Below are 26010 nucleotides of genomic sequence, written 5' to 3' on the forward strand. Positions count from 1 at the left end.
GAAAAAATGTCATTCCCTACAATTCCTGTCCGCAGTGGGGGCAGCGGCGGGGGGCTTTCTGGTACCGGATGTGTTCAGTGAAGCCCGACACCAGAATACCGGTTGGTAAAGCAAACAGCGCAATGCCCAGAATCGCTGAAATGCCCCCCAATAGTTTGCCAAGCGGGGTGATCGGGTGAATATCACCGTAGCCAACCGTAGCCATGGCGTTGATACCCCACCACATCGTAGCCGGAATGCTCGAAAAGGCCTGCGGTTGGGCAGTGTGTTCAACGTAATACATGACGCTGGAGATAATAATGAGCATGAAGATGACCATGGTCAGGCTCAGCACCAGTTCTTCTTTTTTATCTTGAATGACGTTCAGGATCATCCGGTACGCGTGCGAATATTTGGATATACGGAATAACCGGAAGATTCGAAACAGGCGTAGAATTCGGACGATGGCCAGATCCGTCGCAAACAGGCTAACGTAGAAGGGAAGAATAGCGAGCAGATCAATGATAGCCGATGCCGACAGAACGTACCTGAACCGACCGTAGAACCAATGGCTATACCGGTCATTCTCCACGCAGATCCACACGCGAAGGGCGTATTCAACGGTGAAGAACATGACCGAAAAGAGCTCGAAATCGTAGAACAGTCGATCGTATTTCTGGCTGTACGCTGGCACCGTATGCAGCACAATAGCCATGGCATTCAGTGTAATGATGGTGATCAACACAATGTTGAACACAAGGCTAAGGCCCCGGCGTTTACCCGCTGAGGTTTCTATGACGCGGTAGATTGTACGGCGAAGGGTCATGAGAGCAGGCGAGCGCATAATTGACGCGGATTGACTGACGGGTGTTGGCTGGTGCATCTTGTGTGGATGGTCGTAGGGATTGCTGACGTGGGTAGGGCGGGGGCTGGTGTATTGCTGACGCGAACGTAGGGGCGGAGCGGTCCCGCGTCCGGGCGAGCCCCGCCCCTACGTATCGTAAAATTTGTCGGATGGCCAGTTGGCGGGGTTGTTTACGATGTAATCGGCAATGTTTTTGTACGATTGGTCACTGCGAATGATGTGCTCGTAATAATTACGTTGCCAAAGCTTTCCCATTCGTAGGCCTGGCTTTTCCGCCTTGAATAAGTCTAAGCAAGCCAACGCCACCAGCGATTTATAAGCACAAACTATGTCGTTCATCGTCTGGGAAGTGGGGTGCACAATCTCTAAAATGCCATGCAGATGATTTGGCATTAGTTGATACGCATCAAGAGCCAGGCCAGGAAACCGTTCGGGCAGCAGCAACCATTGGTCGTAAGCAATTTGACCAAACGAGCTTAACTGCATAGTCTCACCGAGAATATGGCCAAACCAATGCCGTCTGTCCTGCGTACAGATCGTGATAAAATATAACCCTTCCCGCGAGTAATCGTAGCCCTCCAGCCGAATTGACCGTCGGTGTTTGCCTGACATGCTGTTTGTGTTTATACAGCAATATTATTCATAAATGGCTGATCTGTAGCATGCATGTATTGCTGACGTGAGCGTGGGGCGTGCATGCATGTATTGCTGACGCGCGCGTAGGGCGTGGATGTATTGCTGACGCGCGCGTAGGGCGGAGGCGAGCCCCGCCCCTACATATTCACGGTCCACGTTCGCGGCGTTGATTGTAGGGGCGGGGCTCGCCTCCGCCCTACGCGCGCGTCAGCAATACATGCATGCACGCCAATTACCCGTTATACGGAAACGCCAGCGGATCGGGGTAGGTGAAGACGTACCCGGTTGCCTGGGTTAGCTTGTCGCCGTTGATGGCTTTGAATGAAACCGGTTCCGCTGGCTCCACGAACGTGGGCAACGCGTACCCAAAATCGGCGCAGCTTTTTCGGTAGATGGCTTCGCGGGTGGGGTGCTGCGGCGCCACCGCATTGAACGTACCTGCCAACCCTTGTGAAATAACGGAGGCGATCAGACCAACAGCATCAGTCTGGTGCAGGTAATTGACAGGTACGTTGCCACTGTCAACAGTTCGGCCAGCTACGTACTTGCCGGGGATTCGCTGACCACCCATGAGCCCGGCGCAGCGCACGATAGTGATGGCCCGTTCATTAGCCAGCGACAGCCAGGTTTGTTCGGCTTCAACCAGCGCAGGTGCCGTCGATTGGTCAGGCGTCACCACGTCAGACTCGATCACCTCGCGGTTCAGTTCCGGGTAAACCGATGTTGAACTGACATACAGGATGTGTTTGACAGGCGAGGAACACACCTGATCGGCCAGCAGACGCATCTGTTCCGGGTGGAAGGCATCGCCCTGTTTCCCTGCTTTGGGCGGTACGTTCACGACCAGATAATCGACAGCAAGCAAAGCCGATAGGTCACCTGCCGGCGCTGGGTCCAGTTGAAGCAGGTACGTGTCGATACCTTTATGGCGAAGTTGGGGTACTTTCTCGGGCGTAGTGGTACTGCCCCGCACCGACATACCTACCTTTTGCAAACGCTCAGCCAGCGGTGTCCCCAGCCAACCAAGGCCGATGATACTAAGCTGCAACGGTTTCATCGGCATTTACCCATACTTCCATAGTGGTCATGGTCATTGGGCCAAACTGCGTCATAAAGGCCACATCGGCAGCATCGCGACCGTAAGCTACAGTAATACGATTGCCTTTCGGCTCGGTCTGCGTGGCGTCGAAGGTGTACCAGATACCGCCTATATACGCCTCGAACCAGGCGTGGAGATCCATGGGTTTCAACTCATGCAGATAGCCAACCACCATACGGGCCGGAATGCTCAGGCTGCGACACAATGAAATGCCCAGGTGTGTGAAGTCTCGGCAGACGCCCACTTTGTTGTAGAGCGTGTCAGCGCCCGAAGTGGTTGAGTCGCTGGTGCCATACTCGTAGCGAATATTCTTGTTGATCCAGGCTCGGATCGCTTCTGCCTGATCATAGCCGGGTGCTGCGTTAGCCACGATCTTTACCGCTTCATTGATGATCACCAGGTAATCGGATGGGCAATAGCGGCTGGGTAGCAGAAAGTGCAATACATCGTCGGGTAGATCCTGCACAACCGTCAGGGGAGCGCCTGGGTCGGTGGCAATGACGTCATCGGTTTGCACTACTGCCTGAGTACGTATGCGAAATTTGCCGGTGGGTGCAATGAGTCGCTGGCAAAGATTGCCATAGAGGTCTGTAAACTCGGTGACGGGCACTTCTGGCTCCATCTCGTAGGTTTCGCTAACAATCCATTGGCCAGCCCCAGATCGTGGGCGAAGCATTAACATCAGCGGGGTGTCGTCCTGAACATCGAATTGAAGTTCACAACCGGCAGTGAGTTTCATTTTTTTGAGTTTCAGGTTTCAAGCTTCAGGTTTCAAGTTTTGAGCTTCAAGCTTCAAGTTTCAAGTTTCAAGTGCTTCGCCTATTTGCCGAACGGTTGATCAGCGGAGCCCTTGAAACTTAGATTAGGCCATAGCCTATTGGGGGTTCTTCTACTTTAAATTTTGTGCCTTTATACCCAGCGGTACGCATATATGTCATGAAACCACTGGTAATTCGAATGGTTTCTAAGGCAAGGTTATAAGCTACTTCAAATTCTTCCTGACTAATGTATTGCTGGTCGAGGGCTCGGTATAACTGAGATCTTACTTCGCCTAGTGACCCCTTAGCAATACTTAGAAAATGAACAAGTTCTTTAGCGCCATCTCGTTCATAGCCTTCAGCAATATTATCCATTACTGAGCCACTAGCGCGTCGAATCTGATCAACAAGGCTAAAGTCGCTAGCAAATTGTGGCGCTTTAGTCATCGTGTAAATGAGGGAGTATAATTCGCGGCTCTTCTGCCAGCAAAGCAGATCTTCGAATCGCTGTATGGAAGCCATAAAAAAGGTTTCGGGTTTCAAGTTTCAGGTTTCAAGTAGCGCCGCTAAGATACCTATCCGGTTGGTTAGCGGAGCACCTGAAACCTGAAACTTCTCTCTACCAGACCCGGATTCGCTGATCGGGTGCTTTGTAGAGTTTGTCGCCAGCTTTCACATTGAAGGCGTTATACCAGGCATCGATGTTGCTCAACGGACCATTGCACCGATATTGACCAGGCGCATGCGGGTCCGTCAGGATCAGCTGTGCCTGTTGTTCGGGTAGCACGTTGATACGCCACACTTGGGCCCATGACAGAAAGAAGCGCTGATCAGGCGTGAAACCATCAACGGCCGCGTTGCCCTGCCCTTGCTTCGTTTTCTTGAAGGCATCGTAGGCAATGGCCAGGCCACCAAGATCAGCCAGGTTCTCGCCCAGCGTGAGCTTACCATTGACGGCCAGCGTATCGAGCACTTTGTACCCGAAGAACTGCGCTTCTACTTTACCGGCCCGCTCTTTGAACTTGTCGGCATCGGATTTTGTCCACCAGTCGCGGAGGGTACCATCGGCGTCGTATTGGCGGCCCGAATCATCGAAACCATGCGTCATCTCGTGACCAATTACGGCACCGATACCACCGTAATTAATGGCGTCGTCGGCGTTGGCGTCGAAGAAGGGGAACTGTAGAATAGCCGCCGGGAAGGCGATTTCGTTGTTTACCGGGCTGTAATAGGCGTTCACCGTTGGCGGCGTCATGCCCCATTCGGTCTTGTCGACTGGTTTGCCAAGGCGGTTGATCATGTAATTGTACGACCATTTACCAGCCGCATCCACGTTGCCGTAGAAGTCATTGCGTTTAATGGTTACCCCATCGTAGTTCTTCCACTTGTCCGGGTAGCCAATCTTCCGTTTAAACGAGACCAGTTTATTCACCGCCTTTTTCTTGGTTTCGGGCGTCATCCACTCCAGACCGTTGATGTGCTCTTTGAACGACGCTTCCAGGTTGTCGACCAGCGTCATCATCCGCTGTTTCGCTTCGGGTTTAAAGTAGTTCTGTACGTAGAGCTGCCCCAGCAGATCGCCCAGCGTTCCGTCGATCAGGCTGCTTACGCGTTGCCAGCGGGGTGTCTGCTCTTTCTGACCGGTCAATACCTTCGAGAACGCAAAATTCTGATTGACGAAGGGCGTGCTTAGGTAAGGAGCCGCACCACGCAGGAGATTCCAGCGCATATAGGTCTTCAGGTCGCCTACGGGTGTGGCCACCAGCAGGCTGTCCATCGACTTGAAGAACTTCGGATTGCTGACCAGCACCGTATCCTGTTCCATTACGCCAAACCGCTTCATCTGGTCAACCCAGTTAATGTGTGGCGTCAGTTTGTCGAACTCTTTGACCGTCAGTTTATTATACGTCTTGTACGGATCGCGCATCTCCACGCGGGCCATCTGCGCCTGAGCCAGTGCTGTTTCGAGCTTAATCACCTTGTCGGCGCTTTGGGCAGGGTTTGCCTCGCCAATCAGGCCAAACATCTTAGTCAGGTGATCGCGGTAGGCATCCCGGATCTTGGTGCTGCGTGCGTCGTTTTTCAGGTAATAATCGCGGTCGGGGAGCGTTGTGCCGCCCTGGCCGAACTGCGGCAGGTACTTGCTCACGTTCTTGCGGTCCTGCGAGACAGAGAAACCGTGCAGCATGCCGTTGCTCTGCCGACGCTGGTAGGCCAGCTCGTTCAAAACGTCGGTCATGTTCTGAAGTTTATCGACGCGGGCAAAGTCAGGCTTTAGTGGGTCCCATCCGCGTTTCTCAATCGTAACGCTATCCATGCCACTGGCATAGAAATCACCAACCATTTGCTGTAAGCGACCTTTCTTCGGATTCTTTGCTGCGTCGGCAAGCAGACTCCGCATGGCTTCCACGCTCTTTTCGCGAAGCTCGTTGAAACTGCCCCAGGATGTTTTCGAGGCGGGTATCGCGTTGTTTTTCAGCCAGGTCCCGTTGGCATAGCGGTAAAAGTCATCGCCCGGCTTCACGGAGGCGTCCATGTTCTTTGGGTCGATGAATTTGCGCTGATCAGGGGGCGTCAGCTTTTTGGGCGGGTTGCCGGCAAGTGTGGTGCCGCCTGCTACCAGCAGCGCAGCAGCCACCACAAGGCACTGTTTTTTCATAAGAGGATGAAGTTGAGACATAATTAATCACCAAATTTAACCAAGAATTTCCACCCTTTATGCTCGCAATACACCATGCGTTATCTATTTCTGATTGTCCTACTTAGCCTGACAACATTGGCCCGGGCGCAGCGAAAAGCGAAGAAGAACGCCAAAGAGAACGTACCTGTGGCCGAGACACCGCAACCGCCCAAACGTTTTCCACAAAGCCATCTGGGGGCCTGGGAGGGAACGCTTCAGATAACCAATCCGGGGAACCGGCTACCGCAAACACAAACCATGCGCCTCACCATTGATTCGCTGCGAGGGCAGCCGGGCCGATATGCGTTTCAGATTCAGTACGGACAGCAGGCAGTACGGGAGTACGAGCTGGTGGTGGTCGATGCGGCGAACGGAAAATACCAGATCGATGAGAAAGATGGCATCGTACTCGACGCCACCAAGATTGGCGATCAGCTAACCAGTCAGTTCGCGGTGGGTACTAACCTGATCACAACGACCTACACGTTTCTGACTGAGCCAGATCGGATTGGTTTCGCCCTCTTTTTTGCCGAAGCAAAGCCCCGGACCACTGGCCCGGCTGCGGCCCCTATATTAACGTACCCAGTGCGCAGCCGACAGTTAGCTACATTGACGCGAGTTTCCAAGCGATAAGGTTGCTTGTTGCCTATTTTTTCTTACCTTTGCACTCCCATTTTTTTGGGATAGCCATAGCAAAAAACCAATTAGTTAATGCCTACCATACAACAGTTAGTCCGCAAAGGCCGCGAGAAGCTGAACTTCAAATCGAAGTCACCAGCTTTGGATGCATGTCCTCAGCGTCGGGGTGTATGTACGCGTGTGTACACGACCACTCCCAAGAAGCCCAACTCGGCGCTTCGCAAAGTAGCCCGTGTTCGTTTGTCGAACGGGAAAGAAGTTAACGCCTACATTCCGGGCGAAGGTCACAACCTGCAAGAGCACTCAATCGTACTGATTCGTGGTGGCCGGGTGAAAGACCTTCCGGGTGTGCGTTACCACATCGTGCGCGGTGCGCTCGATACGGCTGGCGTAAGCGGCCGTCTGCAAAGTCGGTCAAAATACGGCGCCAAGCGTCCGAAGCCAGGTCAGGTTGTTGCCGCAAAAGGCAAAGGTGCCCCAGCTAAAAAGAAAAAGTAATTAGTTAACTCAGACTGCCCGTTGAAAGACTACGGCAGAGTAAGAGCAATCTGAAGACACAATGAGAAAGTCGAAACCACCCAAGCGGTACGTGTTGCCTGACCCTAAATACAAAGAGGTTCTGGTGACCAAGTTTGTGAACAATTTGATGTACGAAGGCAAGAAGTCACTGTCGTACGCCATTTTCTATGATGCCATTGACCTGGTTGCCAAGCGCACCAACGAAAGCGGCATTGATACCTGGAAAAAGGCGTTGAACAACGTGATGCCTTCTGTTGAGGTTAAAAGCCGCCGCGTCGGTGGAGCTACCTTCCAGGTGCCCACTGAAGTACGCGCAGATCGGAAAGTCTCGGTAGGCATGAAATGGCTTATCCGCTTTGCCCGTTCACGCGGTGAAAAAACAATGGTAGACCGTTTGGCCGGTGAAATCATTGCTGCTGCTAAAGGTGAAGGTGCCGCCGTTAAGAAGAAGGACGACACCCACCGCATGGCCGAAGCCAACAAAGCGTTCTCACACTTCCGGTTCTAGATCGGGGTCGCTTATCCTGTACAATTTCCTGGTGAACTGTATAGGCTTCGAGATACAGAAAAGCCCCTTCGTCTGGAGGGGCTTTTTTAATGGCTGATAAATCGCATCTGACCGAAACACCGTACCTTTGAAGGGTACAAAAACGAGTTTCAGGTTTCAGGTTTCAAGTTCCAAGTGGCGCTGCTAACACACTATCCTGTAGATACTAGCAGCGCCACTTGGAACTTGAAACCTGAAACCTGAAACGAATTTCAAAAAATGACCACAACTACGACCACCCGTACCCGCGACACGCAGATTTTTGATCTGATTGCCAAAGAGCAACACCGGCAGGAGTCGGGCATTGAACTCATCGCTTCCGAAAACTTTGTATCACCGCAGGTGATGGAAGCCGCCGGTAGTGTGCTGACCAACAAATATGCTGAGGGCCTGCCCGGTAAACGCTATTACGGAGGATGTGAAGTAGTCGATCAGGTTGAGCAGATTGCCATTGATCGGGTGAAAGAATTGTTCGGTGCGACCTGGGCCAACGTTCAGCCGCACTCAGGAGCCAACGCCAACACGGCCGTGTTCCTGGCCACGCTGAAGCCCGGCGACACGATCCTGGGCTTCGACCTGAGCCACGGCGGGCACCTGACGCACGGTTCGCCGGTGAACATTTCGGGTAAATACTTCCGGCCAACGTTCTACGGTGTAGAACAGGAAACCGGCGTGATCAACTACGATGTGGTTGAAGAAACCGCACACCGTGAAAAGCCAAAGGTGTTGATCTGCGGTGCATCTGCCTATAGCCGCGACTGGGATTATGCCCGCCTGCGTGCCATTGCTGATTCGGTTGGTGCGCTGATGCTGGCCGACGTATCGCACCCGGCCGGGTTGATTGCTAAAGGTCTGTTGAACGATCCGCTGGCGCACGCGCATATCGTTACCACAACGACGCACAAAACGCTACGGGGAACGCGCGGTGGTCTGATCATGATGCGGAATGACTTTGAGAACCCGTTTGGTCTGAAAACGCCAAAAGGGGAACTGCGCATGATGTCGTCGCTACTCGATTCGGGTGTATTTCCCGGTACGCAGGGCGGCCCGCTGGAGCATATCATTGCGGCCAAGGCCGTGGCGTTTGGCGAGGCGCTGACCGATGAGTTTTATGATTACGCCGTGCAGGTAAAAGCCAACGCGCAGGCGATGGCCAAAGCCTTTACCGAGCGCGGTTACCGCATCATCTCGGGTGGAACAGACAATCACCTGATGTTAATCGACCTGCGCACGAAAGGCGGCGCAGCAACCAGCCTGACCGGTAAACTGGCCGAGAACACGCTGATCAAGGCTGATATTACGATTAACAAGAACATGGTTCCGTTTGATGACAAATCGCCGATGGTCACGTCGGGGATGCGGGTTGGAACGGCCGCCATGACCACGCGCGGTATGCAGGAAGCTGATATGGAAGTTATCGTGGCGTACATCGACGAGGTGTTGATGAACCACGACAACGATCAGACGATTAATGCCGTTCGGGAGAAAATTAACGCCTGGATGAAGGCATTTCCGTTATACGCATAACAATTATGAATGAGTGAGTGAGCAAATGAGTGAATACGCGCTGCTCTGGCACGTGTCTAGTTAAGCAAGGTCTACTCACTCATTCGTTCATTCACTCATTCACTCATTAACAATGGCACTAGATCAGGCATTTGACATGCGAGGGTACGACGACGGCGACGACACCGACGAAATAGAACCGGGCGATGGTACCGAAATGAGCTTTCTGGAGCACCTGGAAGCACTTCGTTGGCACCTACTACGCGCGTTCGCATCGATTTTTGTCTTCGCGTTAATCGCTTTCGTGTATATCCACGAAATATTTGACTTAGTTATTCTAGCGCCATCGCGCCCTGATTTCTGGGCGTATAGACAGTTGTGCAAACTGTCGGCCGCACTGAACGTGCCTGATCTATGCGTTGATAAGCTCGACTTTCAATTGCAGGCGTTGGGCATGTCAGACAACTTCACGATGGGTATTACGATCTCGTTCATCATCGGGCTGGCCTTTGCGTTTCCGTATGCTTTCTGGGAAGTTTGGCGTTTTATTAAGCCAGGCCTACGCATTACAGAGAAGAAAGCAGCCCGTGGAGCTGTATTCTTTGTCTCAATGCTCTTCTTGATGGGCCTGATGTTCGGGTATTACGTAGCCTCGCCGCTGGCCATTAACTTCCTGGCCAACTGGCAATTGTCGCCACAGATCAAAAATCAGTACGATATTACCTCATACATCGGTATCCTGGCTACGCTATCGCTGGGTTGCGCGTTGATGTTCCAGATGCCGATGATTGCGTTTGTGCTGTCGAAAGTGGGTGTACTGACACCGGCCTTCATGCGTACCTTCCGCAAGCATGCCTGGATCGTTATTCTGGTGGTTGCCGGTATTATTACGCCATCGCCCGATATCTACAGTCAGCTGCTGGTTGCGTTCCCATTAGTGATTCTGTACGAAGTAAGTATTCTGGTGTCAGGCTCAGTTCAACGTGCCCGACTCGCTGAACTGAAATAGAGAAGCTACAGATCAATACAGAAAGGCCCCGCTGACAAGCACGTCAGCGGGGCCTTTCTGTATTGTATAACGGGCAGTCCTGTTTAAGCTAGTTGGTACCCCGGTTTAGCACCCGTTCCAGTTCTGATTCTTCGGCCGGATTTGGCTTTGCTGCTGGTTTGGGTGGTGCAACGGTTGGCGGCTGGGTACGTTGTGGCGCGGCCGGTTTGGTGATGACGGTTTCCTTGCGGAGTGTGGTGGCCGGTGTCTCTTGTGACTTCGCTGGTCGCGCAGGTACGTTTGCCGTTTCCCTCCCTATTGCCTCACGGTTGGTGCGAGTAGCCTTTGCCGTTGTCTGCTTGACCGGTTCGTCGGGTTTGCTGGCTACGACTGGCCTTTTTACCGGTGTCGCCACTGGTCGGGTAACGGGTTTGTTCGATTTGACTTCGGTTGGAGGTGACAGGGTGGCTGCGTTGGTGACCGGTTCGTTTGTAAGTGCATCCTTGGCTGGTTCAGAGGCAGATGAAGGGGAAGATGCAGCACACAGGCCAGGCCAGAGGTCACAGCGATAGATGTACCCAGCGCAACTTATACCGATAGCCAGACTGCCGATCAACACCGAAGTTGCCAACGAACGGGTAGAACGCCCAACCAGCTGTTCGCCAGCCGGCAGCAGGTTAACGGCGGGCAAGGCTATGCCAAGTGTACGACCAGCCATTGGAATGCTGATCGTTTCGGCCGTTGCCGGCGATTCTACCGTTAAGATGGCTTGGTGCCGACCTGCCCGCTCAGGTGTGTAACGCAGGTGTATATAAGAGCCGGTTGGCTCTGGTTTGAAGGTCATGGCTTGTTTATAGGCCAATCGTTCTACGCCTGCTGCCACCTGAAACATGGATGACTCATCAACGGAAACGACAATGAGCGTATTGGGCTGGGGAGGCGTTATCTTCAACGTTAAATAACTCTCATCGCCTAATTCGGTATGGTCGAAAGTCAAGGCTGAACTGCTCACCTGTAATCTTGACCCTGAGCTGGGTAAGCCCGCTTCTGTTGAGTGGCTGGCTATGTCTTTGGGCAAAGCACGGGGATTATTCATCGCTTATCTACGTGTGTTAATGGTTGATGGTCTGAGGATCGGCCGGAAGTGAGGCAACGGGCCATTTTACTGTTTTTATACCAAATCCTCATTTTGAATCGAAAAAGATAGTCAAAGTAGTTCTAAGTACGTAGGTTAACTAGATATCAACACAAGAAGGATGCCCACAATAACCGTCATTTCCAGACGACTTAAAGATCGCCTCAAACATTTTTCACCCGCCTTACTACAACTGGTCGGGTTAAAATTGCTGACGAAGGCGCAAACGGAAGCCTTGTTGCGTCCTTTTCAGGTTAGTAAGTCAATTAAATCACCCATCACATTGAAGCGGGTGGTTGATGCTGCTACTCCTGAAAAAGAATTGTTTCATACTAAAGTAATCGAGACAGACCCGGATTTCGTTTGGGATTACCCAAACAACACCGGCCGTGCTTCCTTGCTCCGCAGTGGTAATCTGGCCATCAGTAAAGCGTTTCTGGATACAGATTTCGGCAATCAGGCCATAGTGACCGATCTCCTGAAACCAGACAAACGCACTACCGTTACTTATCCCGTCGTTATTGCGCCCTGGAGCCACTATTGGGGTACGTATTCTGATTTTCTGCTATTTGTTGTAGCTAAACTAGCCCGTATTAAAACCGTTTTGACACCCGCACAGTTCGATAAAGCTGTTGTTGCTTATCCACTGTCTAACACACCGTATGAAGCAGAGCTGTTAGGTATACTTGGCGTTGGGGCCGATCGGTTGATCGACAGCCGCCTGTACATAATCCAGTTTGAGCGGTGTATACTGGCCAACAACAGTAGTTGGTTCTATCCGGCTGCCGCTGATCTCCTGGCTTTAAGAAGCCTAATTGACAAACAGATCCCCTTTACAAGTACAAATACCACCCGACGGATTTACATCAGCCGGAAGGCGCGGCGGAAAGTGAACAATGAAGAAGCACTGACCACGATGCTCCGTCGGCACGATTTTGACATCATTGACGATAAACCCCGGTCTGTACGTGAGCAGATAGCGCTGTATAGGTCCGCCTCGTTCATCATCGGTCCGCATGGGGCTTCTTTCTCCAATATTCTCTGGTGTAGGCCAGGTACGCAGCTGTTTGAGCTATTTGCCCCGAACTACCGCCCCGAATACTTCCGTTATATGTCACAGGTGCTGGGCCTGCGGCACGCTGCCTACTGTTTAGGCCCACCCGCAGACAGTCATTACACCTTCCTCGACGCTGATATCGACGTTTCGATCGACGAAGTTGAACGCGGCGTACTCGCCTTGCTGAGTCAGGCCGGCGCTTAACCGATACCCTTCGGTAAACGTCCACAACCGATCGGGCATGACCGCTTAAAACGAGCAGTCCAGAATTTTGTGTCCCGCTACGCCAGTCGGAATGATCTGGTGTACTTTAACCTGACCACGGGCAATAAAGGCTTCTATCTGGTAACGACTGGCTTCGTCGACCACATAGAAGTGGTGATTAAAGTGAGCCGGATTGAACTGCCTGGGCCGGATCAGCCCACTTAGCCGATAATTGTCGGCTACGCCTTCCAGAATTTTATAATCGGTAGTCGACTCCAGCACATTGCGAGTATCGAGTGCCGTTGGCCAGTCGAGCAGGTAATAAATGGGTTGACGTGACTGATAGAATCGGATGGGTAAAAAATAATAGGCCGATTCGAGCAGAACCGGTTGACCAGGTTTCAGCTTGGCAATATCATGGCTGATAGCGCCGGAAAACAAAGGGATTTTCCGATTCTGATACGCAATGAAAAGGCCTATCAAGGCCAGAAAGCTCCCCAGGACAAGTGACCTCAGCAGGGGAGAAAAGGCAGGGAGCTTTATACGACTGGTAGACCAGGCTTGTGGAAAGACCCGGTCACGTAACCACCAGCCTGCATAAATGAGCTGGTAAAGCAGCAACAGGCTCGACGGCCAGAAGTACCGATTCAGGAACACCGACGTATGCACCAGCGACACCGCAAGGCCGAGAGAGAACGTGAACCCGATCAGAAAGCCAGCGAGAACATAAAAAGCAAACGCTGGATTAGCCAGGGCAGCCCGCCCATGCGTCCGCAACTGCGCACCCACAATCCAGCCGAAAAGAACCGTGACCACCAGTACGCGCGCCACCATCAACAGGGGGTGTGCTACTTCCAGGTGGGCAGATACATTAGGGATTAAGTCGCCGATGGTTTTAAAAAACGTCAGAAACGTAGGGACCGGAATCCAGGAGTGTGGCACCCCCGATTGGGCCTGAATGCTGAACGACGGAAACCAGGTGATCAGCCAGACAAGCGCCATCAGCAGATGAACGCCCACGACGGGGAAGTAACGCATCTCTCTACGGCGAAACCAGTCGGTCAGCCACAGTAGCCCAAAAAAGGAGCCGGCCCCGGCTATATAGAACAGGGCCACATTGTGCGTGTAGAGGAACAGTATGCCAACAACCGCCAGCGCAACCAGCCAGCGCCTGTTGTGCGGGTGAAGCATCAGTTGATGCAGGGTAACAATATACCCCCAGCCGAGTAGCAGGTACAGACTATAAGTCCGAATCTGGGTCGAGAGCGTGTAGTTCAGGTACGTTAAGCTAAGGGCAATCAGAATGACCAGAAAATTGATCACGGCTGTTCGGCTCCGCAACGTACCTGTAGTCTGCTGCACCGATGAATTCTGATCGAGCAGGCGGGTGGTGTACCGGAAAAACCAGACCACCGTTCCCGCAAACAAAAGGATGGAAAGACTCTTTAAAAAAATGGAGTTCAAGCTGACGGCATGCCCGATCAGCCAGTACAAATTGATGAACAGCGGCGGATTGGCATCCATACCGCTCACTATGGCGCGATTGGCATGCGCCAGCGACGGATCAGACAGGAGGAGGTAACTCAGTACCTCATCCATCCAAAGATGTTGATCCTTAAAGAATAACGATACAATCAGACTGCCGGTTAGGGTCAGCAGCATTGCTGCACTCAGCCGGTTGATAGTCAGCATAGTTATTGAATGGGTTTGCCAGCTTCGTCAATGTTTGCGGTGAGCGAATAGGCTGCGCCGGAGACCGCATCGAAATAGACGCCGCCCGTTCCTTTACTGAAGCGATTGTTGGCCACGATCACGCCGGTCGCTTTTTCGCCATACGCCCTGAATGTAGCGACATTCTCGGTCGCCGGTTTGTTGGAAATGGTGTTGTCACGAAAGATATTGTTCGGTGCGTTGTCACAGATAATGGCATGCGTAGCACCACTGACAATGACGTTGCTCTCATACACGCCACCCGTGCTCGATATAGTGAGCAATTCCAAGCGGCCGGTCATCATCAGCGTGTTGTGGTTAAACTGCGCAGCGCCGGCATTGAACAGCTGAATGCCACCCGTAACCGTACCAACGGTCTGGTTTCCCACAATGACCAGGCCCCCAACAACCAGTCCGTTGCCGCTTCCGTCGTTCGAGCCTTCAATGAATTTGTCGAAGGTGCCTTCAAACTTATTATTCAGAATGTTTACGTTTTTCGACGCACCTGCAATTTCGATCCCGTACAGGCTGCAATTCTTGATGTAGTTTTCAGACACTGTCAGGCCATCCAGAGGTCCCGACAGCGAGATACCAAACGTACATTCGTGAATGGTGTTACCACTTACCGTGATGTTCTGGCCCGCGTAGACATTGAAGTTGTCGTGGTTAAACACCTCGAACGCCATCCGTTTTGCTCGAATGTCATTCTGGCGAAGCACAATATTCTTAGCCGTTTTACCCGCCTGTACTTTCAGCGTCAGGAAGTTCGTGCTGGCCTGGGCCGCCGCATCGCTACTGCGGCAGTTCTGGATCGTGAAGTTATTTACTGTTGGCCCATCGATGGATATGACACCGTAACTGCCTTCGCCCGTAGCCGTCACCACCCAGTTGATCCCGTCGAGGGTTACGTTGTCCAGATCGGGTTTCGTATCAATCGGGTTGAAGAGCGAAACGTAGCTCTTGGGCAGGGTAATGGTCACTTTCCCCGGTGTACCACGCAGACCCAGGTTGCTGCGCATGCGTACTTCCGTCCGTTGTGTGTACTGACCATCCGGGATGAACACGTCGCCAGTCGTTGCGTTAATGGCAACCTGCAATTCGGGACCGATATCATCGTCGGCGGGGAGAATATTGAACCAGCGGGCATTGGCGGCGCCAGTAAACTGCCGCTTGAACCGGCGACCCGTAGACGTGACCAGCACAATGCCTGTGTTGTCTGCGGTGGTCCTGTCGGCCCGATCAAGTACAAAAAGCCCTTCCATACCCGGGTCGGTAAGGTAAATATTGGCTGGGATGTCGGCCCGGTTGAAGGCACGTACCTGGGCCAGTGTAAGCGAATCAGTGGCTGTTTGCCGAATAAACGTATCTGGATCTACTTCAACCTGCTTACAGTTGACTAGTATTATCGCCAGCATAAAGGCACTGGCGGTGATTAATTGTATCGATTTCATAAGTGAGTTGAGAAAGAATGTCCAATGGAGGCTACCTAAGAAGTAATGCCTTCGTCGGGTTGCGATACGGTTCCTGACGGAGTCTTTGGCCTTACGCTGCCTTCATGGGACATTAATCATCGAATGCCTGCATACGTTTTCAACCGGTTATAAATCCGGGTAATGGGGCTATACCGTTGTATTGTTTTACGGTGATAATAGTCGGTGGGCTGGGCCACTTCGGGAAATGTGAACGTTCGCTGCTGGCCAGCATCAAGCTGGGTTTTGTACCGATTAAAAATGTCGGTATGGGTAGCACCTGGCCCAAAACCAATGTTTTGCACTTTAGAGCTAGTTGGGTAAACGGTGAGGCCACCCGCTTTGAAACGGCTATAGCAGAACCGGATATCCCAGGCGTCGATGGCGCCTTCCATCTGGTGCCGGAGCATACGACTCAGATCAGATCCACCGCTGTTGAATGCCTTTTGCCGCACCGAATCGTTTTTAAACTGGTCATAATCAGCTACAGTCCAGTCGATCGATTGCCAGCGATCGGCCCACGTTGCCCATCCCCAGGGACTATGCCGGGGAACAAAGTAGGCATCGTCGGTATAGCCCGGTGGTTTGGCAAACGGGAATGTGTAGCCGGCTACAGAGTAAACACGCTTATTTTTCGCATAGTGTTGCAGCGCCTGATTCATATAGTCCAGGAAATTGGGCGCCGTAATCAGATCATCTTCCACAATGATCGCCGACGGGTGCTGCTTCAGCACCGTTGTAATGCCCTGAATGATGGAGTCGGCACAGCCAATATTCGACTCCGCATAATTCCGGTGAATGGTTTTGAACCCGCTGATCCGGGCAATCAGCGCCTTTACTTCGTTGACACCAGCTTCGTCGGCCGGTTTTTTGGGGGCGTCAACAAAGACGTATAACTCGCTTTCGGGAGCCAGGTAATTTGCTTCCAGCGCTTTAATCGTCTGGCGGAGTTCATCGGGCCGTTTGTAGGCAAAAAGAATGACCGGTGCGTTCATCGTGTTGAGGAGTTGTAAACCAGCGTACCTGCACGGCAACCCAGTAAAGGGCTGTGGCCAGGTACGTTACGAATGGGTAGATATCGATCGATTATAACGGGTTGCTTCCCGACAGAGCCGTTCGCTGGCCGCCCATCAACTGGCGACCCAGATGCCAGACATACAGGGCGTTGGTGGTAGCGTAGCGACGGAACAGCCGACGTGGTTCAAGAGCCAGGCGAAATACCCACTCCAGCCCCATGCTACGTACCCAGGCCGGCGCCCGTTTGTGTTCGCCTGTCAGAATAGGAAGGGCACCGCCGATGCCAAGCATCACAGCCGGGATTCGCCCGCGCATACGGCCCATCCAGAGCTCCTGTTTAGGACAACCCAGCGCCACAAAAATTAACCGGGCACCCGACTGCACAATCTGCGCTACCTCGGCTTCTTCTTCAGCCGGCGTTAACGGACGAAAGGGTGGTGAGATCAACCCGGCAATCTGAAGGCCGGGGAAACGCGTATGGCAAACGGCCGCCGCCTCCTGCAGGCGTTCGGTCGTTGACCCGTAAAAAAGCACGGGAATATGCTCCTCGGCAGCCCGTTCAAGCAGCGCGGGCATCATGTCCATACCCGCTACCCGCTCCTGGTTGTAGCCGTACATCCGATTCACCGCCCAGAGAAGGGGGACACCATCGGCCAGCACCCAGTCAGCACTGTTCACCGCCTGAGCCAGTTCAGGTTTTTGTTGAGCTTCAACCACCATGTGGGCATTAGGGAAACAGACAGTTTGCGACTCTCCCTGATGCGCCGACGCAATGATGGCTTCCTTCACGTCTGAAAACGTTCCGGGCGTAACGCCTATACTGACCACCCGTGCGCGCGGCAGGGGAGTCGTTTCAGATGAATATAGTTTCATATTGTTGAGGTTGACTTATCAACAGGACAAACCGGATAAAAACTCCTGTCGGCCGTTTATTTTAACCTGACCAACAGGCTATTCGGCCGCGCTGACCAGCGGCTTCTGCCTTATAAGCGAGGGATAAAGCCGGTCGGTGAACCTGTTTATCTTTTCATCCCATACCTGCCGTTTGGCAAAAGCATACGCCCGGCGGCCCATCTCCAGCCGCTCAACAGGATTGTAGTAGAGCCGTTCAATGGCCGCAGCCAGGTCATTCAAAACCTGCTCATCGGACTCGACAGGTACTTTGATTCCGTTTGTTCCGTCGACCATTTCCGATTGGCCGTGAATGGCCAGCGTAATAACAGGCATCGAATTGGCCATTGCCTCGGTCACCTGCGTGGGGCCAGAATCGCGCAGGCTGGTGAACAGAAAAATGTCTGATTTCTGGTAGTATTGCAGCACTTCATCGTACGATACATGCCCTACCCAGTCTACCCGGTCGGTTACGTTATATTTTGTCAGGTACGTTGGCACCTCTTCAGCCATTTCGCCCTGGCCGCCCACAATCGTCAGGCGGATAGGCAGTGAGGGATTGACCCGGCCGAACGCACGAATGGTCAGCTCAAGTGCTTTACGAGGCAGCAGGCGACCCACCCACAGCAGCTTCAGCACAGGCGGATTAGCGGCGCGTTCTATTGGTTGCTGCGGCAAAAAGTCAGAGCCTATACCTGAATCGAGCATGAGCTCCATCGGCTTTTTCCCGCGATAGGCACGCGCCAGTTGCAGCGAATCCGTATTAGAAATCAGCACCTGATCGGCCTGGCGCATGGTGCGGTAAAACCCCGGATTGAGCCGTTGAAGTAGCCAGCTGACCGCATCCCGCATCAACTCCCGCGAATAATACTTGCCCAGGTAATGCTTCATTACTTTAGGTACGCGCTGGCCACCACCCGCCGGCCCGAAGATGAACGGTTTGCCTACCCGATACATGAAACTGCCGAGTTGCAGGCTGCTGTAAGTGACGTGGTGAACCAGATCGAAATCCGTCTGCTGATCCAGGGTGCGGGCCAGCCTGGCGGCTTTCCACTGCCAGTAGATATAATGCACATACAAACCCACCAGATTACCATAAGCCCGGTCGAGCCAGGCGGGCACGCCCACGTAATGAACCGTTAGGTTGGGGAATTGGCCGCTGGCCAGTTCGGGCTCTATGGCTTCCCGAAACTCTTCCCGCGTAATGCAATGCGTACGCACGCCCCGTTGACTAAGCAGCGTAGAATAATGCCAGCCATTTCCTTCTTCTGATCCACGGTTTGGCAAACAGGCATATGCCGATAGTAGAATGGTCAGCATAGGGACTATACGGGTTGAAATTTACGACGAAGGAATCCTCCACAAATGCGCGCCACGTCGAGCAAAAAATACAGCAACTTGGTTTTTGAATGAACCATAGCGAAGTGATAGCGGACTGTCAGGTTCGTCGGCGATCGAATCGAGGTAAAGCTTTTGATGAAGTCTGACCAGCCGGGCTTTTGAACCAGGAAAATACCCGTTGCTTTGACATACTCGCCTACTACGCTCTTGGTGCTGATCAGCAAGGGATAACCCGCTTTGTGAGCCCGCACCGAGAACTCGACATCGGCCATGTAGTGGGCAAACCGGGCTGAGTCATACAGGCCAATTTTCTGAAAAACTTCCATCGGAATCAACGTACCCCGCCCCGGTAGTGAGTCGGTCTCGATGGCGTCGGCATGGTTGCGCAGTTTTGCATAGCTGCGGTCATAATCATCGGCAATGTGGTGGCCACCTGCCAGCACCAGGTTCATTTTTGTGCCCGCAAACTCCAGCTTCTCAGGCTCGTCAACGTCAACGCTCGGAGAGCCAACGATGCAGGGGAAATGTTTCATCTCCGTGTCGAGCAGCGTTTGCAGGTAATCGGGTTTTACCTCTGTATCGTCGTTTAGCGTCAGCAGAAAATCATCGGCCGCGGGAGAGGCCCCCACCAGTTCCTGCACCTTGCGGATACCGACGTTGGTCGCTTCGGTCCACCACAGGTTACCATCGCCCTGCAAAACGATAGCGTCCGGAAATTCCTGCCGGATCATTTCGCCGGTACCATCTGTTGAGCCATCGTCAACAACGATCTCACGGTGGTGTGGGTACGTTTGCGCCGCCAGACAAGCCAGGCAGCGGCGAGTCAGTTCACGGCGATTATGAACGGGAATAACGACGTAAATCATAGGTAGTTTGTTGGATCAGATCGCCGGGGCGATGGGTTGACAGACTCGGTATACTGGACGTACGGAGAATATACATCCGTCTGATTGTCAATGGGTATTGTCTTGAGCGGCTCGTCAGGTTTCTCGTCGCGCTTAAACCCATAATAAAGGCCCAGGCCGACATATCCCCAGTAATAGATTGGCAGCTGGTAGGATACCCCAAATAACAAACCGCTGGCAATGAAGCCGAAGAGTACAGCCTGTTCAGACGTGAACGTGCTGTTGCGGCGGTAGATCATCCAGAGCGTGGTGAAGATGATGAACAGGTTGAGCGCCAGCCCGGCAATGCCGTAATTATAGAGCATGTCGATGTACTGCGAGTGAATGATGGTGCCCTTTTCGGGAAAATCTTCATTCACCATGATCTCGCCCCGATCGTAGCCTTCGTAGCGCCAGCCCAACCAGGGCCGCTCGGGAATCTGGCTCCAGTAATACATCGATTGTTCGAGCCGCCAGTTTCCCGTATTGTCTTCTGTTGGTTTAGCAATACCACCAATGTTTTCGAGAAACGCATCGACCTTTTTAGGCGAAAGCGCCGCCACAAAAGGCACAATAAATAAGGCTAGCACAAAAAGGGTAGAGGCGGTGCGGCCAATGGGTAACCGTCTGTTGGCCAGCTTACCCATAACGGATAGGCCCGCTATGATGAGCACGCCGAACATAGCCGACGAGATAACAGACCGGTGAAGCAGCAGCACGATCAAACCGAACGTACCCAGGAAGCCGAAGAAATCGACGAGGCGATTTTTTTCCAGGTACTGCATCAGGAAAAACAACAACGGCAGCATCAGGTAAAATGATTCGTAGGCCGATGTACTCCGACTTTCTGACGTCAGGTTATATTCCAGAATTTTCCCCAGAATGATCTGACCATAGAAGTACAATGCGCCAACGATCGTTACGGCCCAGCCCAGTTTGAGCGGTCCGGCGCGGCGGGCCACAACGAACGTCAATAAGGCTAATCCGCAATAGGCCAGTCGCTTGATGACGAAAAACGAATAGAAATACAGGTTGTAGATATACAGTGATTCGAGTACCAGGCCGAATAAAGCCAGACTAAGCACCCACGCTACGAGCTTATACGGGCTGGGGTAATCGAAATACCCAACGAAGAGCATCGTGGCCGCCACCAGGCCCGCCAGGTTCGATACCGCCGAAAGAATCGGGCTGGTCTGGTCGGAGCCGTAGGTAAGCGAACTCACCCCGAACAGAAGCAGGAGCAAGGCCAGCCTGTAACCCCAGGTCATGGCGCTCACACCCGGCTTTTGGGGTGATTCAGCCGCTTCGGGCTGGAAGGTGTAGGTCTGTTCGTCGACGTTCATGGATTAGCGAGTACGGCTTCGTAAATCGTCCGGGTATGGTGCGTAATATGCTGGGCATCGAACCGCTCGAGCGAAACGGTTCTGGCCTGGGCCGCAAGTTGCTGTCGCAGGGGTATGTTCTCCCACAGCTGCCCTACGGCCGATGCAATGTTGGCGGGGTCGAGCGTCGTGAGCATACCTGTCTGGCCATCTTCGACCAGTGAGGCCACTCCGCCAACATCCGAAGCAACTACCGGTAAGCCTGCCAGTTGTGCTTCACATACGCTGTTCGGACTATTGTCGATGTAGGAGGGGTGTAGCAAACAGAAGGCATCTGAGTAGGCGGCCCAGAGTTGTTCGCCGGTCAGCATACCCCGGTGTTCTACCGCCTCGTCGGGGATATTGGTAAGTCCCAGCGTGGCAATCAATTCCAGCAGGGCTGGTTTGTTGCCAAATCCGGTAATGATGAGCCGAAGGGGCCAGCGTTCACGAAGCAGGCTCAGCGCACGTAACGCTTCCCGAATTCCCTTGATATCGTGCAACCCGCCGACAAACAGCATGGCGTTGGGCGACTGGTCACTGGGAGGTGCAATAGGCTGATAAAAAACGGGCCGCATCAATTCCCAGTTGTGGTGAATGACCGCACCGGGGTTCAGCTTATGAATGATGGCTTTGTCCCAGTGGGTACGGCCAATGTAATGCCGGACTGTAGGGAAATACCGTTTCTCGTAATAACTCGCAACGGCCCACGAGGCGTGTCGGTAGTCGGGCCGATTGGGTAGGTAGCGGTAATACTCAGTGACGAAGCCCTGGGCCGACACCACTTTAGGTAATTTCAGGCCAGCCGCCATCACGGGGTATTGCTGCTCGGTGCCGTGAATGTGCAGCAAATCGAACGTACCCAGCGCATTGGTGCCCACCTGATCGCGCAGATAATCGCTCACCCGCTTGATCCGCCGCTTGTAGCCGGTCAGCAAGTCCCATTTATCGTCGGGTACTTTCAGGTAGATGTACCGAACCCCGTCGCGCACAACCTCTTCGTCCTGCCCAATCGATGTGTTGTAGCTGATAATGGTAATGGTAATGGCTTCCTGTGTGACCAGCCGGCTAGCCAACGCCGTTATCCAGGGCACTGGATGCCCCGTTTTACCCGGGTGGGGAGCTGCTGCAAGCCACAAAACGTTCATAGACAAACTAGTAAGTGAATGAAACCCGTTGATACACAAAAAGCTACCGTGAACCAACACTCGTCGACGGGCTGAATGGCTCGTCTGAAGCCAGTTGGTGTGTGGTGCTCAGCGGTTGCGGGTTATTTTTTGATGTTACTTCCTCGTAAAAAGCCGTCAGTTTCCGGAGGCTGGCTTCGTGGCTCAGGTATGTATCGGCATAGCGCCGCTGTACGTTGATCAGGTGCTGTCGCTTCACCTCATCGCGATAAGTCAGAATAAGCCGGGCCAGATAAGCCGGGTCGCGTTCATGGAGCAGACCGCTGCCATGTGGCATCAACTCGGGAATACCGCCGACGGGCAACGCCAGCACAGGTACGTTCACCGCAAAGGCTTCGAGCAGGGCATACGGACAGTTGTCGTTCAGGGCCGTGTGCACGTAGATGTCTGACTGCGCAACCCACCGCCAGGGAGCCGACTGCCGGCCGTGAAACCGAACATGCTCGGCCAGCCCTAACTCGGCGACAAGCTGTTCATAGGCAGCTCGTTTGGGGCCGTCGCCTACTAGCCAGACCTGGAAATCGGTGACGCCCCGCTTTTTTATTTCGGCTGCAATCCGAATCAGCAGTTCCTGATTCTTACGCTCATCAACGTACCCAACATTGCTGATAATGAAGGTGTCACGGTCCTGTGTGGCGCGCAACGTCTGTTTATCGGCAGGGTCAATGGTCACTGTGTTGGGCAGGATAGCCCGACGAACGTTATCGCGCAACAGGTGCTTCGACTGGTTATAGGCGTAGTTCGACACAAAAATGTAGTTGTCCACATGAGCGAACAACCAGCGATACCAGCGGGTGAGCGCCCGGGTGAGCCAGGCGGGTAGCGGGTTGTTAGCCAGGTTGGCTGCCGTGATCAATTCGGTGACCGGATCGTCGTTGAAATGAGCCGTTAGCACAACCGGAACCTGCTTTTCCAGGGCGTAATACGCGGCCACCCCCGACCGCACATCCTGCGCATGAATGACATCGAACGACTGGTTGCGGTGCTGGCGGGCGCCGAGGTACAGCCGAACGAAGAAACTGCTCTCATCCCACAAAATCCGGCTGGTCTGGCCCAGCCTTTTGAACAGGTGACCGAGGATGTTAAGACTTTTATTCCAGATGAATGGCGTGTCGGTTGTTTCTACCACTTGCACAGACGTACCCCGGCTACGCAGATCACGGGTCAGTGTCTGGTAGTAGGTGACAACGCCTGAGGGCGACGTGCCAGTCAGAAAAGTGGGAATCAACACGTTCATTTGTTCATCATTTTGTACAGCCGCAGCGTCAGGATCGTATCTGGGCGCTTACGAAAATTGTTGATTACGCTGTCTACCGCCGCTTCACCAAAAAGCAACACGTTATAGAGTCGGTTCGTACGTTTTTGGGTGGCCTGTTGCCCAATCTCGCGGGCAGCCCAGCGCATGAAGATCGCCATGCCTACCGCTGGTCCGTGTACATTCTGAAATACCCGGCGCTGGTTTCTGACAGCATAATACTGTTTCCAGGCGCCTGGCCACGGAATACCGTTACGGTCGAACGAGGGCGGATGCCGGAATACCGATTTGGGTACGGTTACCACCGGGAAGCCCATGCGTTGAGCTCGTGTCATGTATTCTACTTCATCGCCCCAGATAAACAGCTTCCGGTCTGGAATGCCAATAGCCGCCACGACTTCACTATGAATCAGCGTGCCATTGAAGAAAGACGCTACCCCGTAGATCAGGTCGAAGCTGGTCATATCGGCCACTTTGCGGTATTTTCGGTTGGGCCGGTCCACATAAAAGGCCAATTCCTCATCATCACGAACGCTGACCGACATTGAGTTTTTGATGCAAGGCCCCAGGTTAGGCGACGTCAGCAGCTGTTCCAGGGCGTCGGGAGCGGCAATGCAGTCATCGTCCATACACCAAAGCCAGGTTGCTCCTGATTTGAATGCGGCATCAATACCCGCCGCGAAACCACCAGCTCCGCCCAGGTTCGCCTGGTTAATAACGGTCAGATCGGTTTGCGTAGGTAGCCATTCGGTGGTGCCATCGGTACTACCATTGTTGATGACCAGCAGGGCATCTGGCCGTCGGGTTTGTTGACGTAAACTGTCTAAGCAAATTTTCAGATCCGCCAGGCGGTTATAAGTGACGATTACCGCCGTAACTGTTTCCATGCGTTTTGTCTAATGGTGTACTTAATCTAGTTATTATCAAGGCTACTTGTTTATGAAAATTACTTAAGGGGACAATTGATTACTCAATACGGCCTGGGGCAGACGTACCCGCCCGGATGGGTACCTCGTGCGATGGCTGCTCGGAGAGGTCATGCGCAGGCCCATAATAAGTTCTAACCAGCCGCCTGACCTTTAATTCCCAGGTCTGCTGGCTGGCAAAAGCATAGGCATTGGCGCCCATCATCATCCGCTCGTCTGGATGATGATACATCCACTCAATGGCACTGGCCAATTGGGTAGCCACCGTTTCACTGTCGGTAACGGGCACCCGAATCCCCGTTGATTCATTTACCAGTTCGGCCTGTCCGTGTATAGCCAGTGTGACTACAGGCAACGAATAGGCCATGGCTTCGAGCAATTGAGCGGGTCCGGTGTCGCGCAGGCTGGTGAAAAAGAACACATCTGCCTGACGGTAATACGCCTTCACCTGTTCGTAGTTTACCCGTCCTGTCCAGTTCACCCGGTCGTGGATTTTGTAAGTTTCCAGGTACTCCGGTATGTGTTTACCCATTTCGCCATCGCCCACAATAGTTAACTGAACAGGTATGGCCGGGTCTACCTTGCTAAGGCCATGCAGTGTCAGCTCGAGCGCTTTCCGGGGCATTAACCGACCCACCCAAACCAGTTGTAATACAGACCCTGGTGTATGCGTGATAGGGAACTGCGGAATAAAGGCCTGTGAGATACCACTAAACTCCTTCGAAACCTGCTTTGTACGGCCGAGCCATTCAACTTTACGGCGCGTATCCTCATTCCATACAAGGACATGGTCGGCCTGCCGAACGGCGTCAAAACAGCCGGGGTTGAACCGAAGAAGCAGTTCACTGACCAGCGTACGCATCTGCTCTTTTTTCCAGTGCCCTCTGAAATAATGACGCAGGGATGTTGGTGCTTCCTGCCCGCCGCCGATAGGCCCAAAAATGAACGGACGGTTCAGCTTGTAGAGCAGACTGCCTAACTGCAGGCTACCATAACTGACATGATGAACCACATCGAACTGATGGGCTCTGGCCAATGGACGAGCCGTCTTCAGGGCAGCCCATTGCCAGTACAGGTAATGGAAATACATGCCGACTAAGCCCCAGAAATACACTTTTTCGACCCATTTTGGCGTGTCGACATAAACGTAAGTCAAGTTGGGAAGCGGGCTTTCGGCCAACCGCTGTTCAATTGCTTTTTTATTACCAAGTCTGGTCAGACACCATACCTGATGATTTGTCTGACTGACGATGGACGAATAATGCCAGCCATTTCCCTCTTCGGAACCTAAACCAGGTACACAGGCATAGGCTGAAATTAAGACCTTTTTCATAAGCCTGACGTTGAGTTTTAGGCT

24 protein-coding genes are annotated in these 26010 nt (G+C 53.0%); 6 read left to right on the forward strand and 18 right to left on the reverse strand.

The window, feature by feature from the left end:
• Positions 1-16 precede the first annotated feature (16 nt).
• From ACAW75_RS24770 to ACAW75_RS24795, 6 genes are all read right to left on the reverse strand, one after another.
• Positions 17-823, reverse strand: coding sequence for an ion transporter (locus tag ACAW75_RS24770; protein ID WP_370731476.1), 807 nt, complete (start codon positions 821-823; stop codon positions 17-19).
• A 147-nt stretch (positions 824-970) separates the two neighbouring features.
• Positions 971-1456, reverse strand: coding sequence for a transposase (locus ACAW75_RS24775; RefSeq protein ID WP_370731477.1), 486 nt, complete (start codon positions 1454-1456; stop codon positions 971-973).
• A 256-nt stretch (positions 1457-1712) separates the two neighbouring features.
• The gene (locus ACAW75_RS24780; protein ID WP_370731478.1) at positions 1713-2537 is read right to left on the reverse strand and encodes an NAD(P)-binding domain-containing protein; all 825 of its coding nucleotides are present in this window, start codon (positions 2535-2537) and stop codon (positions 1713-1715) included.
• Positions 2518-3318, reverse strand: coding sequence for a transglutaminase-like domain-containing protein (locus tag ACAW75_RS24785; RefSeq protein WP_370731479.1), 801 nt, complete (start codon positions 3316-3318; stop codon positions 2518-2520). Before ACAW75_RS24785 ends, ACAW75_RS24780 begins: the two co-directional genes overlap by 20 nt.
• Before the next feature lie 118 nt (positions 3319-3436).
• A complete protein-coding gene (locus tag ACAW75_RS24790; protein ID WP_370731480.1) occupies positions 3437-3880 on the reverse strand; it encodes a four helix bundle protein in 444 nt (147 codons plus the stop codon).
• A 76-nt stretch (positions 3881-3956) separates the two neighbouring features.
• Complete coding sequence (locus ACAW75_RS24795; RefSeq protein WP_370731481.1) at positions 3957-5996, reverse strand: M13 family metallopeptidase; 2040 nt, start codon at positions 5994-5996, stop codon at positions 3957-3959.
• Between the two features lie 75 nt (positions 5997-6071).
• Here ACAW75_RS24795 and ACAW75_RS24800 point away from each other — a divergent pair, with 75 nt between their 5' ends.
• The 5 genes from ACAW75_RS24800 to tatC all read left to right on the forward strand — a co-directional run bounded on the left by ACAW75_RS24800 (position 6072) and on the right by tatC (position 10237).
• The gene (locus ACAW75_RS24800) at positions 6072-6650 is read left to right on the forward strand and encodes a hypothetical protein (RefSeq protein WP_370731482.1); all 579 of its coding nucleotides are present in this window, start codon (positions 6072-6074) and stop codon (positions 6648-6650) included.
• A 78-nt stretch (positions 6651-6728) separates the two neighbouring features.
• Complete coding sequence (gene rpsL / locus ACAW75_RS24805; RefSeq protein ID WP_085410943.1) at positions 6729-7154, forward strand: 30S ribosomal protein S12; 426 nt, start codon at positions 6729-6731, stop codon at positions 7152-7154.
• Between the two features lie 61 nt (positions 7155-7215).
• Complete coding sequence (gene rpsG, locus ACAW75_RS24810) at positions 7216-7683, forward strand: 30S ribosomal protein S7 (protein WP_085410942.1); 468 nt, start codon at positions 7216-7218, stop codon at positions 7681-7683.
• A 258-nt stretch (positions 7684-7941) separates the two neighbouring features.
• The gene (glyA, locus tag ACAW75_RS24815) at positions 7942-9249 is read left to right on the forward strand and encodes a serine hydroxymethyltransferase (RefSeq protein ID WP_370731483.1); all 1308 of its coding nucleotides are present in this window, start codon (positions 7942-7944) and stop codon (positions 9247-9249) included.
• A gap of 112 nt (positions 9250-9361) precedes the next feature.
• Positions 9362-10237: a twin-arginine translocase subunit TatC gene (gene tatC / locus ACAW75_RS24820; protein ID WP_370731484.1), complete on the forward strand. Its 876-nt coding sequence runs from the start codon at positions 9362-9364 to the stop codon at positions 10235-10237.
• Positions 10238-10325: 88 nt separating this feature from the next.
• On the opposite strand, the gene ACAW75_RS24825 is transcribed toward tatC, so the two are convergent.
• Positions 10326-11312 (reverse strand): hypothetical protein, encoded by a 987-nt coding sequence (locus tag ACAW75_RS24825; protein ID WP_370731485.1) that lies wholly within the window; start codon positions 11310-11312, stop codon positions 10326-10328.
• 160 nt (positions 11313-11472) lie between these two features.
• Here ACAW75_RS24825 and ACAW75_RS24830 point away from each other — a divergent pair, with 160 nt between their 5' ends.
• Complete coding sequence (locus ACAW75_RS24830; protein ID WP_370731486.1) at positions 11473-12612, forward strand: glycosyltransferase family 61 protein; 1140 nt, start codon at positions 11473-11475, stop codon at positions 12610-12612.
• 45 nt (positions 12613-12657) lie between these two features.
• On the opposite strand, the gene ACAW75_RS24835 is transcribed toward ACAW75_RS24830, so the two are convergent.
• The 11 genes from ACAW75_RS24835 to ACAW75_RS24885 all read right to left on the reverse strand — a co-directional run bounded on the left by ACAW75_RS24835 (position 12658) and on the right by ACAW75_RS24885 (position 25986).
• Positions 12658-14304 (reverse strand): glycosyltransferase family protein, encoded by a 1647-nt coding sequence (locus tag ACAW75_RS24835; RefSeq protein ID WP_370731487.1) that lies wholly within the window; start codon positions 14302-14304, stop codon positions 12658-12660.
• Between the two features lie 2 nt (positions 14305-14306).
• Positions 14307-15773: a right-handed parallel beta-helix repeat-containing protein gene (locus ACAW75_RS24840; protein ID WP_370731488.1), complete on the reverse strand. Its 1467-nt coding sequence runs from the start codon at positions 15771-15773 to the stop codon at positions 14307-14309.
• Positions 15774-15889: 116 nt separating this feature from the next.
• A complete protein-coding gene (locus ACAW75_RS24845; RefSeq protein WP_370731489.1) occupies positions 15890-16786 on the reverse strand; it encodes a glycosyltransferase family protein in 897 nt (298 codons plus the stop codon).
• Positions 16787-16877: 91 nt separating this feature from the next.
• Positions 16878-17681 carry a WecB/TagA/CpsF family glycosyltransferase gene (locus ACAW75_RS24850; RefSeq protein ID WP_370731490.1) on the reverse strand — a complete coding sequence of 268 codons (804 nt, stop codon included), beginning with the start codon at positions 17679-17681 and terminating at the stop codon, positions 16878-16880.
• 78 nt (positions 17682-17759) lie between these two features.
• The gene (locus ACAW75_RS24855; RefSeq protein WP_370731491.1) at positions 17760-19019 is read right to left on the reverse strand and encodes a glycosyltransferase family 4 protein; all 1260 of its coding nucleotides are present in this window, start codon (positions 19017-19019) and stop codon (positions 17760-17762) included.
• 5 nt (positions 19020-19024) lie between these two features.
• Positions 19025-19906 (reverse strand): glycosyltransferase family 2 protein, encoded by an 882-nt coding sequence (locus ACAW75_RS24860; RefSeq protein WP_370731492.1) that lies wholly within the window; start codon positions 19904-19906, stop codon positions 19025-19027.
• Complete coding sequence (locus ACAW75_RS24865; protein ID WP_370731493.1) at positions 19903-21267, reverse strand: O-antigen ligase family protein; 1365 nt, start codon at positions 21265-21267, stop codon at positions 19903-19905. The genes ACAW75_RS24860 and ACAW75_RS24865 overlap by 4 nt, the downstream gene beginning before the upstream one ends.
• Entirely contained in the window at positions 21264-22433 is a 1170-nt protein-coding gene (locus tag ACAW75_RS24870) for a glycosyltransferase family 4 protein (protein ID WP_370731494.1), read from the reverse strand. Before ACAW75_RS24870 ends, ACAW75_RS24865 begins: the two co-directional genes overlap by 4 nt.
• 43 nt (positions 22434-22476) lie before the next feature.
• On the reverse strand, positions 22477-23709 hold the full coding sequence (locus tag ACAW75_RS24875; protein WP_370731495.1) for a glycosyltransferase family 4 protein: 1233 nt from the start codon (positions 23707-23709) through the stop codon (positions 22477-22479).
• A complete protein-coding gene (locus ACAW75_RS24880) occupies positions 23706-24614 on the reverse strand; it encodes a glycosyltransferase (protein WP_370731496.1) in 909 nt (302 codons plus the stop codon). Before ACAW75_RS24880 ends, ACAW75_RS24875 begins: the two co-directional genes overlap by 4 nt.
• Positions 24615-24693: 79 nt before the next feature.
• Positions 24694-25986: a glycosyltransferase family 4 protein gene (locus ACAW75_RS24885; protein WP_370731497.1), complete on the reverse strand. Its 1293-nt coding sequence runs from the start codon at positions 25984-25986 to the stop codon at positions 24694-24696.
• Between the last annotated feature and the right edge of the window lie 24 nt (positions 25987-26010).

The organism is Fibrella arboris, from assembly GCF_041321095.1.
In the GTDB taxonomy this organism is placed as follows: Bacteria; Bacteroidota; Bacteroidia; order Cytophagales; family Spirosomataceae; genus Fibrella; species Fibrella arboris.